Below are 11,855 nucleotides of genomic sequence, written 5' to 3' on the forward strand. Positions count from 1 at the left end.
GCAGTGAAGAAACTGTTGATTGTCGACGACAACGACGATATCAGGCAGCAGTTGAAGTGGGGCCTGAACCAGGAATTCCAGGTCCTTTTGGCGGCCGACGGCCGCGAGGCGCTGCAGCAGTTCAAAAGCGAGAAGCCCGACGTGGTGGTGCTCGACTTGGGCCTTCCCCCCTACGCCGACAGTTCGGTGGAGGGGTTCCGCTGCCTGGACGAGATGCTCGGGCTGAACCCGGCGGCGAAGGTGATCATGCTGACCGGGAACAACGAGCGGGAGAACGCCCTGAAGGCGATGCGCATGGGGGCCTTCGACTTTTACGCCAAGCCCCCGGTTTTGAGCGAGCTGAAGGTGATCATCACCCGCGCCTTTCACCTGGCCAACATCGACGAGCAGAACCTGAGGCAGGTATCGTCCCAGAGCGAGGACGGCGAGCAGTGGGGGATGGTCGGCTCCTGCCCCGAGATGCAGGCCGTCTTTCACACCATCCGCAAGGTGGCCGGCTCCAACGCCCCTATCCTCATCACCGGCGAAAGCGGCACCGGAAAGGAACTGGTGGCGGGCGCCATCCACGAGGCGAGCTCGCGCAACAAGGGGCCGCTGGTGGCCATCAACTGCGGCGCCATTCCGGAGAACCTCCTGGAGAGCGAGCTCTTCGGACACGAGAAGGGTGCCTTCACCGGCGCCCACGCAGCGGTCAGGGGGAAGCTCCAGTACGCCCACAAGGGGACGCTCTTTCTCGACGAAATAGGCGAACTCCCGGTGAACCTCCAGGTGAAGCTTTTGCGCTTCCTGCAGGAGGGGACCATCCAGCGGGTCGGGGGGCGGGAGGAAATCGCCATCGACGCCCGCACCACCTGCGCCACCAACGTGGACATCGCCAAGGCGATCGAGGAAGGGCGCTTTAGGGAGGACCTCTACTACCGCATCGGGGTGATCAACATCAAGCTGCCTCCCTTGCGCGAACGGGGCGACGACATCCTCCTGATAGCCGAGAACTTCCTGAGGCTCTACTGCAAAGAGAACAAGAAGAAGACGGTCCGTTTCTCCGCCGCCGCTATCGCTTTCCTCAAGCGCCACAACTGGCCCGGCAACGTGCGCGAGCTGAAGAACCGGGTACAGCGCGCGGTGATCATGTGCGACGGCGCGAGCATAGGACCGCTCGACCTTGGCTGCGACGTGGAGCCTGCGGCGATGCCGGTTCCCGTGAGCGACGGGGTCTCGCTGAAGGCCGCCCGCGAGCGGATGGAGCGCGAGATGATACAGCAGGCGATCGAGCGCCAGCAGGGGAATATCATGAAGGCGGCCGAGGAACTCGGGGTGAGCCGCCCGACGCTGTACGACCTGATGAAGAAGCTCTCCATCCACCCGTAGGCAGACGAAGAAAGGTAACGCATGAGCGTCAATGGGAACCTGGCCGAGCGCGTGCAGCAGGAATCCGCTTTCCTGGCAGGCGTCGTCTCCGCGTTGGAAAAGGTGGTCGTGGGGCAGCGCCCGCTCATCGAACGGATCCTGGTCGCGCTTTTGTCCAACGGCCACCTCCTGATCGAGGGGGTTCCGGGGCTCGCCAAGACCACTCTGGTCAAGACCCTCGCCTCACTGATCGACGCGCGGTTCCAGCGCATCCAGTTCACCCCCGACCTCCTTCCCGCCGACCTTTTGGGGACCCTGGTGTACAACCCGCGCGAGGGCGATTTCACTACCCGCAAAGGGCCGATCTTCACCAACATCCTCCTTGCCGACGAGATCAACCGCGCCCCCGCCAAGGTGCACAGCGCGCTCCTGGAAGCGATGGAGGAGCGCCAGGTTACCATCAGCGACAGCTCCTACCCGCTCTCCGAGCCGTTCCTGGTCATGGCGACCCAGAACCCCATCGAACAGGAGGGGACCTACCCGCTCCCCGAGGCGCAGATGGACCGCTTCATGCTCAAGGCGAAGGTGGGATACCCAAGCCGCGCCGACGAACTGGAGATCATGCGCCGCACCGCCCGCACCTCCCGCAGCTTTTCCGCCGCACCTCTCATCCACCCCGACGACATCCTGCGCGCCCGGGCACTGGTGGACGACATCTACCTGGACCCGAAGATCGAGAAGTACATCCTCGACCTGGTGCTCGCCACCCGCGACCCGGAAAGCTACGGCTTCGCCGATCTTGCCGGCCTCATCGCCTACGGCGCTTCGCCCAGAGCGAGCATCTACCTCTGCATCGCCTCCCGCGCCCTGGCCCTTTTGCGCGGCCGAGGCTACGTGGTGCCGCAGGACGTGAAGGAGATAGGGCCGGACCTCTTGCGTCACCGCATCATCGTGAGCTACGAGGCGGACGCCCAGGGGGTGGGGGTGGAGGGGATCGTGGAAGAGCTCTTTTCCCGGACCGAGGTGCCATGACCGCCCAGGCTCCCTCCCCAGACCAGCTGCGCCGCCTGCGGGTACTTTCCTCCCGCCTGGTCACCGGGCTCTTCGCCGGGGAGTACCGGAGCGTCTTCAAGGGGAGGGGGATGGAGTTCGAAAGCGTGCGGGAGTACCAGCCCGGGGACGACGTCCGCAACATCGACTGGAACGTGACGGCGCGCGCCGGGCGTCCCTTCCTGAAGCAGTTCGTCGAGGAGCGCGAGCTGAACCTGATGCTCCTGGTGGATCGTTCCGCCTCGCTTGCCTGTCCCACCCCCCGCGGCGCGAAGAGCCGCCTGGCCGCCGAGGCAGCTGCACTTTTGGCCCTGGCCGCCGCGAAGAGCAACGACCGGGTCGGCCTTATCACCTGCAGCGACCGGGTGGAGAGCTTCATCCCCCCAGCCAAAGGGGCGCGCCAGGCGCAGCGCATCGTCGCCTCCCTTAGTTGCGGCGCTTCTTCCGGCGGCGGCACCGACCTGGCAGCCGCGCTCGATTACCTGGCGCGGGTCGACCGCCGCGCCGGGACCCTCTGCATCGTCTCCGACTTTCTCTCCCCCGATTTCAGCCGCGAACTTGCCGCCGTCGCCCGCCGCCACGAGGTGGTGGCGCTGGTCGTCACCGACCCCTCTGACTTCGAGCTACCGGACAGTGGGCTTCTTGACCTCTGCGACGAGGAGAACGGGAAGCGCAGCCTGATCGACAGCGCGAGCCCCAGGGTGCGGCGCTTCTTCCGGGAAGCCGCGCTGGAGAGGCGCGCGAGGCTCCTGGAGGCGTTCGCCTCTCTCGGCGTGAAGCACCTGGAGCTTTCCACCACTGAGCCGCCGCTGCACGCCCTGGTCCGTTTCTTCCAAGGAAACCGCCGCCAGGGGAGGCGTTGACGTGAGCGCCGGCCTCCATGCAGCGCTTGCAGCAGCGCCCCTTTCGGCGACGCTTGCCTCGCTGAGGGGGCCGCTCCCGGCGCCTGCGGCGCCCCCTTTCACGCTTACCCTGCTTTACCTCGCCCTCAGTTCCTTGATTGTCGTCGCCTGGCGCCGCCGCAAATGCCTTCCACCCGCCGGCGCGGCTCCCCCTTTTGACCCTCCGCAGACGCTGCCGCTTCTGGAGGAGATGGCGGCGCGTTTCGAGGCGGGGCAATTCTCCCCGGAGGAACTCTGTCTCATCCTTGCCTCCTTCGCCCGGGTGCGCCTTGCGCAGGCTACCGGCCTTCCCGCCAGCCGCCTGACCAGCGCGGAACTGCTGCAGCAGGCGGAAGCCTCAGGGCTCCTGTCCGCTTCCGAGCTGGAGCAGGCGGCCGAGCTCTTTGAGCTCTGCGACCGGGTGAAGTTCGCCGCCGAGCTGCCCGATTCTGAGCGGGCGCGACGCTCGCTGGAACTCGCGCGCGCTCTCTTTCCCCACTCCGGGGGCAAGCCATGAGGTTCCACGACCCGCAGCTGCTGTTTCTCTTGGCCCTCCTGGTCCCCTTGTTCGTCTGGATCCGCCGCAGCGAAAGCCGCCGACCCGCTCTTCCCCTGAGCGCCGCCTTCGCCGGGGAACCGCTTCCCGACACGCTCCGGTCGCGGCTGGCACGGCTCCTCCCTTATCTCCGCCTGGCGGTCCTGGCGCTGGGGATCGCGGCACTCGCCCGCCCGCAGGCGGTCGAGCGGGAGAGCCAGGTGCAAAGCCGGGGGATGGACCTGGTGCTGGCGCTCGATCTCTCCACCAGCATGCTCGCCGAGGAACAGGGGCGCGAGGGGAGGGGGGAGAATCGCCTGGCTGCGGCCAAACGGGTGCTGTCGGAGTTTATCGGCGCACGCAAGCAGGACCGGATCGGCCTCGTTGCCTTCGCCGGGCGCCCCTTTCCGGCGGCCCCGCTCACCTCGGACCACCAGTGGCTGCAGGGGATAGTGGAGCGGCTCGATACCACCTCCGTCGAGGACGGGACCGCTCTGGGCGACGCCATCCTCGCCGGGGTCAACCGGCTGCGCCAGCGCCCCGCCGAAAGCCGCGCCCTCATCCTCATCACCGACGGCCGCAATAACGCAGGAGCTTCGCCCCAACTGGCGGCGCAGGCGGCGAAGGCCCTGGGGATAAGGGTCCACGCCATCGGCATCGGTTCGCGCGGGAGCGCCGTGATCCCCGTCCCGTCCCCCTTGGGCGGAACCATCTACCGGCGGCTCGACGCGGACCTCGACGCCGCGACCCTAAAGGGGGTGGCGCAGATCACCGGCGGGCGCTACTTCGAGGCCGGCGACGCGACTGTCCTCTCCAGGGTCTTCGCCGAAATCGACCAACTGGAGCGGACCCCCGTCAAGGAGAAGGTTTTCTTCAGCTACGCCGAGCTGTTCCGGCCGCTTCTCGCCGCAGCGCTCCTCCTGTTTCTGGCCGAGATGCTCCTTCGCGGCGGGTGGCTCAGGAGGAGCTGCTGATGGAATGGGGCGCACCGGGATACCTCTGGCTGCTGCTTGCCGGAGCGCCGCTTTCCTTGCTCGCGCTTCGCTCCGCGCGGCGGGCGCGCCTATTGCGGCAGGAGCTGACCGGCGGCCGTCAGAAGAAGGTGGCGGATCTTCTCACCTGGGGCGTCGCTGCCGCCGCCATGATGCTCCTGGTCGCGGCCCTGGCCGGTCCCCGTTTCGGCGAGGAGTCGCACGAGCGGCTGGCGCAGGGAGGAGACATCCTGTTTCTCCTGGACACCTCCAGGAGCATGCTCACCCGGGACCTCGGCCAAAGCCGGCTTGACGCCGCCAAGGAAGCGGTGCGGAAGGCTATGGTCGGCCTGAAGGGGGAGCGGGTAGGACTTGTCGCCTTCGCCGGGAGCGCCTTCCTGGTCTGCCCGCTCACCACCGACTACGCGCTCTTCGATCAAGTGCTCAAGGAGGCGGGGGAGGAGACCCTGCCTCTTCCCGGGACCTCGCTTGCCGCAGCGCTCAAGGAGGCGCGCCGTGCATTGCAAGGTGAGGGTGACGGGCCGAGGGTCGTGGTGCTTTTAAGCGACGGCGAAGACCATGAGGGTGAATACGTTGCCGCCGCTCGCGCCCTGAACGCAGCGGGGGTGAAGCTTTACGCCGTCGCCGCCGGAACCTTGCCGGGGGGACCGATCCCGCTTCCGGGGGGCGGGGTCCAGAAGGATCGGGACGGCAGCTTCGTGCTGAGCCGGCTGCGCCCCGAAACGCTGCGGGAGGCGGCTCAATCGGGGGGAGGGGAGATGGTCGACATCGTAGCGCTCCCCGCCCGGCTCGCCACCCTGCCGCTGCAAAAGAGCGCAGCCAAACCGGCGTCGAGCCGGCAGGCCCAGCGGGAACGCTTCCAGGTCCCGCTCTCCCTCGCGCTAGCGCTCTTGTGCGCAGAGCCGCTTCTTCTCTTCCGGGGGAGGCCATGAGACGCAAACTTTCAGCCATTCTCCTTGTTCTTATCTTCCTGACCGGGCTCTATCCCGTGTTGCGCCATGACCTCTTCCACTTTGCCTGGCGGCAAGGGAGAGAGGCGCTGTCCCGCGGCGACAACGAGCGGGGCCTGCGCGCCTTTGCCTGGGCCGAAAGGATGCGCGGGGGCGTGCCTCTTCTTGCCTACGACGCCGGCGTCGCCCTCTACCGGGCGGGGGAGTACGTCCAGGCCTTAGAGCGTTTTTCCGCGGCCAGCGCCGCAGAAGATTCCGGCTTGAAGGAAGCCGCGCTCTACAACAGAGGGAACGCCGCGGTGAAGGAAGCGGACAGAAAGGGGGGCGATGCCTCTGGCGCCGCGGCGCTGCTGCGGCAGGCGGAGACGAGTTACCGTCAGGCGCTGGAGCTGAACCCGCGCGCCGCGGACGCAAAGCGCAACCTGGAGCTGGTTCGCCTGCGGCTTCAAGCACTCGACGCCGCGAAAGTCGGCGCCCCCGGGAGGGAATCGCGCGACGCCCGTTCCATCCCGCCTCAGGCTGCAAGCAAAGAGCGGCAGGGGGGGGAGCAGGGCAAAGAACAGGGAGCAAAGAGCCGCGGCAACAGGGCCGGGGAGGAGTCGGACCAGGGGGCGCGGCACGGGCGGCGCGCGGCGGAGATGTCCCGGGAGGATGCCGAGCGCCTCTTGGCCGAGGAGCGCGGTCGCGAGACGCTGGCGCCGCAGCTTTTGGGTGCCGGCGGCAAGGGGCGTCATGCCCCCGCCGGGAAGGAGTGGTGAAGATGAGATTCCCGCTTCTTTCGCTCTGTCTCTTGGGGCTCATGATTCCGGCGGCGGCAGGCGCCGAGGAGGCCGGCCCCGCCGCAGAACCCCTTCGCCTCGAACTGAAGCTGGCAAGGGCGCGGGTTTACCCGCGCATGCCGGTCCCGGTGACGGTCACGCTCATGGTGCGGGACGCGCAGTTGCGCGGGATAGGCTATCCCCGGCTTTCGCACCGCTCTTTGCAGGTGGGGGAGTTCTCGCTTCCCGCGAAGCGCGAGCTGGTTTTGGAGGGGGCCACTTACACCGCCTACGACTTCACCACCGTAGTCAGCGCCAGGCAAAGCGGGAGCTACCGTCTGGGCCCGGCCGAGTTGGAAGCCGACCTCGTCTCCCCGGCGTCCGGTGCGGCGGCCTTTTTCGGCGCCACCGAATCGAAGCCGGTAGCGCTCAAGTCGCAGCCGCTTGCCCTCACCGTGCTCCCCGTCCCGATGCAGGGGCGCCCGGACGGCTTTTCCGGTGCAGTCGGGCGCTTCACGGTGAGCGTATCAGCCCGCCCCCGCGAAGTGAGCGCCGGCGACCCGGTCACCGTGCGCACCGTGATAAGGGGGGAGGGGGCCGAGCGCGAATTCTCCTGCCGCCCCATCGAGGCCCGCGGCTTCAGGGGGTATCCCCCTGTTCAGGAAAAAGGGGCGGGGGAGCTTGTTTGCGAACAGCTCCTGGTGCCGGAGACCGGGGGCGCGGCGGAAATTCCCCCTGTCCGGATCAGCTTCTTCGACCCCTCCGCCGGACGTTTCGGCACGGCCCAAAGCGAGGCGCTAGCGCTTAGGGTGCGGGCCACAGCCGCAGCAGCAGTGCAGTCGGACCAGTCAGACAGGTCAGACAGTTCAGACAGGTCAGACAGGTCAGACAGGTCAGACAGGTCAGACAAGTCCGACAAGTCCGACAAGTCCGACAAGTCCGACAAGTCCGACCAAGCAAGCGCCTTCTGGCTGGCGCTTTCCGCTCTCGCGGCGCTCGTAGCTGCCGTCTTACTCTGCAGGAGGCTGCGCCGACAGACGCCGCCGTCCGAGGACGGCAGGCAGGGCTGGCTTGCCGCGGCCCGCTCGGCACACGCCTCCGGCGACGCGAGCGCCTTTTATGGCGCCGCCTTCAGGCTACTGCAGCGGGTGGGGGGGGAGCGCCAGGGGCTCCCTGCGGCGGGCTGGACCGGGCCGCTGCCGGAGGGGGCGTTCGGCCGGGAGCAGCAGGAGAGTCTTGCCGAGCTCCTTGCGCGCTGCGACCGGGTCCGTTACGGCGGCGAAACGCCGCAGCCCGAGCAGATGGCCGCGGATATGCTTCTCCTGGAGCAAGCGGGGAGTCCTTCAGCGGCACGGGAAAATATTTGACATTGAATAATGCTTACCGTTTAATGTGTAACGCAGCCTCCCGTTTCTAACTGGCCGTCCGGCAATTCCGGCGTCCATTCCCTCGCCGTCCGGAAGAGGGCAGGGTGGAGGGGGACAGCCCTCTTTTTTCGGCGCTATCGCCATTTCCTCAGGAGGCTCCTTATGAAGAAACTCTCCTTGCTTTTGACGACCGTCGCTGTCCTCCTCGGGACGCTCATTCCCCTCGCTTTCGCCGCCGAAAAACAAAAGAGTGTAGCCGTCTCCAAGCAGGACCTCTCGCTGAAGCTGGAGGTTGAGAACGCCATCGGCAAGGGGCTCTCCTGGCTCGCCTTGCGCCAGAATCCGGCGGGGCATTGGTCCCAGCCGGAATACCCGGCGCTCTCGGCCCTGGTGCTCACTTCCTTCCAGGGGGACCCGTCTGGGTTTTACAAACGGAAGTACGAGCCGCAGATCGGCAAGGGGTACCGCTACCTCCTCTCCAACGTCAGGCCCGACGGCGGCATCTACGGCAAGGATCTCGCCAACTACAACACCTCCATCTCCATGATGGCGCTCCTTATGTCCAACAACCCCGAGTACGAGCCGGTTCTCAAAAGGGCCCGCGGCTTCCTGATAGGGCTCCAGGACAAGAGGGGTGACCAGTTCGACGGCGGCATCGGCTACGGCGGCAGCTACAAGAACTCGGACATCGTCAACACCTCTTTCGCCCTGGAGGCGCTGCACTACACCCGCTACCTGAAGAGCGACGTGGCGGGGGAGGCCGAGGACCTGGACTGGAAGGCGGTGGTGAAGTTCATCTCCCGCACCCAGAACCTCCCCGGCTATAACGACCAGAAGTGGGCCACCGGCGACGCCGAAAGCCGCGGCGGGTTCGTCTATTTCCCCGGCGACTCGAAGGCAGGCGACAAACTCCTCCCCGACGGCCGGGTGGCGCTCCGCTCCTACGGCAGCGGCTCCTATGCCGGGCTTTTGAGTTACATCTACGCGCAGATGGACAAGAACGACCCCCGCGTGAAAGAGGTCTACAACTGGCTCAACGCGAACTACACGCTTGAGGAAAATCCCGGGATGGGGCAGGAAGGGCTTTACTACTACTACCACACCATGGCCAAGGCCCTGAGCACCTACGGCGTGGACAGCATCAAGCTCAAAAACGGCAAAACCGTCAGCTGGCGCACCGACCTGGCCAAGCGCTTCCTCGATCTGCAGAAGGAGGACGGCTCCTGGGTGAACCCTACCGGCCGCTGGTGGGAGAGGGATCCCGTCCTGGTCACCTCCTACGCCGTGCTCACCCTGGAGATCCTGTACCGGGGGCTGTGATTGAGGGAGGGGGCATGAAGACCATCCAGCAGCATTTCACCGTCGCCTATTCCTTTCCGGTGATCTTCACCAGCGACGCCTTCGGGGCCGGCAGCGCCGCGCTTTTGCGGGTTCTGGCAGGCGAAGGGGAAAGACCTCGGGTGCTGACCGTGATCGACTCGGAGGTGCTCCGGATCAACCCGTTTCTGCTGGAGAAGCTGAACCGTTTTGCGGCGGACCACGCAGCCGAAGTGGAAATCCTCGTTCCCCCGCTGGTGATGCGGGGAGGCGAGGCGTGCAAGAACGAGCCTGGGGAGGTGGAGAAGATCCACGCCCTGGTGGAGCGCCACGGCCTTTGCCGGCACTCCTTCATCCTCGCCATCGGCGGCGGCGCCGTCTTGGACGCGGCGGGGTTCGCCGCCGCCACCGCGCACCGCGGCGTCCGCCTGGTGCGGATGCCCACCACCACCCTTTCCATGAACGACGCCGGGGTGGGGGTGAAAAACGGCGTCAACGCCTTCGGGCGCAAGAACTTCACCGGCTGCTTCGCTCCCCCCTTTGCCGTGGTGAACGACTTCGACTTTCTCAGGCTTCTGCCGGCCAGGGAGCTTCGGGCGGGCATCGCCGAGGCGGTGAAGGTGGCGCTCATCAGGGACCGCGCCTTTTTCGATTTCCTCTACGCCTCGCGCGCGCTGCTCGCCGCCTTCGAGCCCGAGGTCATGCAGCGCATGATCGTTCGTTGCGCCGAACTGCACCTGGAGCACATCGCCACTAGCGGCGACCCCTTCGAGTTCGGCTCCTCGCGCCCTTTGGACTTCGGGCACTGGTCCGCGCACAAACTGGAGGAACTGACCCAGGGCGAGATCAGGCACGGCGAGGCGGTCGCCATCGGCATCGCGCTCGATTCCCTCTACTCCTTCGAGCTCGGTATGATAGGGGAGCTCGACCTGCGCCGCATCTTCGCCACCCTCGAAGAGATCGGCTTCCAGCTTTACCACCTGGCCCTGGAATGGGTCGACGTGGAAAAGTCGCTGCGGCAGTTCCAGGAGCACCTGGGAGGGGAACTTTCCATCCCGCTTCTGGACGGCATCGGCGCCAAATCGGACCGGCACGACATAGATGCGGCGCTCTACCGCAAATGCATCAAGACACTCGCCTCGCGCAGGAATCAGACGGAGAAAAGCGATGACCGGAAAAAGCTGCAGCTTGACCTCCCAGGAGATCCTGGACACCTACTTTCTTGAAAACCGGGCCCGCCTGCTGGAGATAGCGTCGTTTCTGGACCGCCTGGACCGCGCCGCCGATGCCGGAGAGGTGAGGGGTGAGTATCGCCGGCGCGCCTTCGAGAAAGCGTTGGCGCTTCTCCTGGAACCGGGGGGGGAGCGCACCAAGGCGATCCAGCTCCTGTTCAGCGACCCGAGCAGCGAGCCCATTGAGAGCGCGTTGGGGCTCAAGGCGACCGGCGCCTGGGGAGGCGAAAATGCGGGTAATTGATCCCCACATGCATCTGGTCTCCCGGACGACCGACGACTACCTGGCCCTTGCCTACGGCGGGATCCACACCGTCGCCGAACCAGCCTTCTGGCCCGGTTTCGACCGCGCCTCCGCGGCGAGTTTCCACGATTACTTCCACCAGTTGACCGTGACCGAACCCGCCCGCGCCGCCCGCTTCAAGATCAGGCACTACTGCTGGATCGGGATGAATGCGAAGGAAGCGGAGCACCTGGAGCTTGCCCGCGAGGTGATCGCCATGCTCCCGCAGTACCTGGACCGCCCGAACGCGCTCGGCATCGGCGAGGTGGGGCTCAACAAGAACAGCCGCAACGAGATCGCCATCTTCGAAGAGCAGGTGGAACTCGCCGCACGCCGCAACGAACTCCTGCTGATCCATACCCCGCACCTGGAGGACAAGCTCAAGGGGACCCGCATCATCATGGACATCCTCAAGAACGAGCCGCGCGTCACACCGGAGCGGGTGCTGATCGACCACGCCGAGGAGCACACCATCGGCGAGATCAAGGACAACGGCTTCTGGTACGGCCTCACCCTCTACCCCGACTCCAAGGGGAGCCCCGCCCGCGCCATCGATGCCGTGGAGATCTTCGGGCCGGACCGGATTTGCATCAATTCGTCGGCGGACTGGAGCGTCTCGGACCCCATCGCCACCTTGAAATGCGCCAACGAGATGCGGCGGCGCGGCCATCCTGAAGCGCTGGCCGAGCGGGTCTTCTTCGAGAATCCCCGGGATTTCCTGGGACAGTCCCCGAAGTTCGTCCTCCCCTGATTCCGCAGCTGGAGCGCATTGCCGGGCCTCGCCGCTATGCGGCGAGGCTGTCGTTTTTCTTTACACACCGCTACTGGCTCCCCCTTTGGTAAAACCCCCTTTAGTCGCAGTACTTTCGCTCATGAAGCTGCACCCCGCAACTCACCAATTCTCCGTCGGAATCCCTTACAGTACACCCGCTTAGTCCCCTTTGCGCCTCTGCGATATCAACTAGTTACCAGTTGGCGTGTTTCTTGCCGCTAATTAGCGTATTTCTTCGTCCGGGATAATGATAATCGACCACCACTGCAGCAGGCGCCAAAGCGGTTTACACAAAAGGCGCAATACTCGCTGCCTTATCTGAAAATGATGTAATTACGGCAGGTTCAGCTGATCCTGGCGTGAATTTCGCT

General features: G+C 65.9%; 12 protein-coding genes. All 12 read left to right on the forward strand.

What is annotated here, in order from left to right:
- Positions 1-3: 3 nt before the first annotated feature.
- The 12 genes from prsR (at position 4) to K419_RS0106765 (ending at position 11,463) form a co-directional block, all read left to right on the forward strand.
- Positions 4-1,368 carry a PEP-CTERM-box response regulator transcription factor gene (gene prsR, locus K419_RS0106710; protein WP_026840913.1) on the forward strand — a complete coding sequence of 455 codons (1,365 nt, stop codon included), beginning with the start codon at positions 4-6 and terminating at the stop codon, positions 1,366-1,368.
- A 21-nt stretch (positions 1,369-1,389) separates the two neighbouring features.
- A complete protein-coding gene (locus tag K419_RS0106715; protein WP_026840914.1) occupies positions 1,390-2,379 on the forward strand; it encodes an AAA family ATPase in 990 nt (329 codons plus the stop codon).
- Entirely contained in the window at positions 2,376-3,260 is an 885-nt protein-coding gene (locus K419_RS0106720; RefSeq protein WP_026840915.1) for a DUF58 domain-containing protein, read from the forward strand. The genes K419_RS0106715 and K419_RS0106720 overlap by 4 nt, the downstream gene beginning before the upstream one ends.
- Position 3,261: 1 nt before the next feature.
- Positions 3,262-3,795, forward strand: a complete 534-nt coding sequence (locus tag K419_RS0106725) for a hypothetical protein (RefSeq protein ID WP_026840916.1) — start codon at positions 3,262-3,264, stop codon at positions 3,793-3,795.
- Positions 3,792-4,787, forward strand: a complete 996-nt coding sequence (locus tag K419_RS0106730; protein WP_026840917.1) for a VWA domain-containing protein — start codon at positions 3,792-3,794, stop codon at positions 4,785-4,787. The genes K419_RS0106725 and K419_RS0106730 overlap by 4 nt, the downstream gene beginning before the upstream one ends.
- Complete coding sequence (locus K419_RS0106735) at positions 4,787-5,737, forward strand: VWA domain-containing protein (protein ID WP_026840918.1); 951 nt, start codon at positions 4,787-4,789, stop codon at positions 5,735-5,737. The genes K419_RS0106730 and K419_RS0106735 overlap by 1 nt, the downstream gene beginning before the upstream one ends.
- Positions 5,734-6,513 (forward strand): hypothetical protein, encoded by a 780-nt coding sequence (locus K419_RS0106740; protein ID WP_026840919.1) that lies wholly within the window; start codon positions 5,734-5,736, stop codon positions 6,511-6,513. The genes K419_RS0106735 and K419_RS0106740 overlap by 4 nt, the downstream gene beginning before the upstream one ends.
- 2 nt (positions 6,514-6,515) lie before the next feature.
- Positions 6,516-7,880 (forward strand): BatD family protein, encoded by a 1,365-nt coding sequence (locus tag K419_RS0106745; protein ID WP_026840920.1) that lies wholly within the window; start codon positions 6,516-6,518, stop codon positions 7,878-7,880.
- A 162-nt stretch (positions 7,881-8,042) separates the two neighbouring features.
- Entirely contained in the window at positions 8,043-9,200 is a 1,158-nt protein-coding gene (locus tag K419_RS0106750) for a prenyltransferase/squalene oxidase repeat-containing protein (protein ID WP_026840921.1), read from the forward strand.
- A 14-nt stretch (positions 9,201-9,214) separates the two neighbouring features.
- On the forward strand, positions 9,215-10,423 hold the full coding sequence (locus tag K419_RS0106755; RefSeq protein WP_026840922.1) for a 3-dehydroquinate synthase: 1,209 nt from the start codon (positions 9,215-9,217) through the stop codon (positions 10,421-10,423).
- Entirely contained in the window at positions 10,365-10,673 is a 309-nt protein-coding gene (locus tag K419_RS21715) for a hypothetical protein (protein WP_035496955.1), read from the forward strand. The genes K419_RS0106755 and K419_RS21715 overlap by 59 nt, the downstream gene beginning before the upstream one ends.
- Entirely contained in the window at positions 10,660-11,463 is an 804-nt protein-coding gene (locus K419_RS0106765; RefSeq protein ID WP_026840923.1) for a TatD family hydrolase, read from the forward strand. Before K419_RS21715 ends, K419_RS0106765 begins: the two co-directional genes overlap by 14 nt.
- Positions 11,464-11,855 lie beyond the last annotated feature (392 nt).

This window comes from Citrifermentans bremense R1, assembly GCF_000426865.1.
Lineage (GTDB): Bacteria > Desulfobacterota > Desulfuromonadia > Geobacterales > Geobacteraceae > Geomonas > Geomonas bremensis.

Coding starts and splice junctions, on each gene's coding strand:
- K419_RS0106740 (WP_026840919.1), top strand. CDS start 5,734: ATGAGACGCAAACTTTCAGCCATTCTCCTTGTTCTTATCTTCCTGACC.
- K419_RS0106745 (WP_026840920.1), top strand. CDS start 6,516: ATGAGATTCCCGCTTCTTTCGCTCTGTCTCTTGGGGCTCATGATTCCG.
- K419_RS0106755 (WP_026840922.1), top strand. CDS start 9,215: ATGAAGACCATCCAGCAGCATTTCACCGTCGCCTATTCCTTTCCGGTG.
- K419_RS0106735 (WP_026840918.1), top strand. CDS start 4,787: ATGGAATGGGGCGCACCGGGATACCTCTGGCTGCTGCTTGCCGGAGCG.
- K419_RS0106750 (WP_026840921.1), top strand. CDS start 8,043: ATGAAGAAACTCTCCTTGCTTTTGACGACCGTCGCTGTCCTCCTCGGG.
- K419_RS21715 (WP_035496955.1), top strand. CDS start 10,365: ATGACCGGAAAAAGCTGCAGCTTGACCTCCCAGGAGATCCTGGACACC.
- K419_RS0106765 (WP_026840923.1), top strand. CDS start 10,660: ATGCGGGTAATTGATCCCCACATGCATCTGGTCTCCCGGACGACCGAC.
- K419_RS0106730 (WP_026840917.1), top strand. CDS start 3,792: ATGAGGTTCCACGACCCGCAGCTGCTGTTTCTCTTGGCCCTCCTGGTC.
- K419_RS0106715 (WP_026840914.1), top strand. CDS start 1,390: ATGAGCGTCAATGGGAACCTGGCCGAGCGCGTGCAGCAGGAATCCGCT.
- K419_RS0106720 (WP_026840915.1), top strand. CDS start 2,376: ATGACCGCCCAGGCTCCCTCCCCAGACCAGCTGCGCCGCCTGCGGGTA.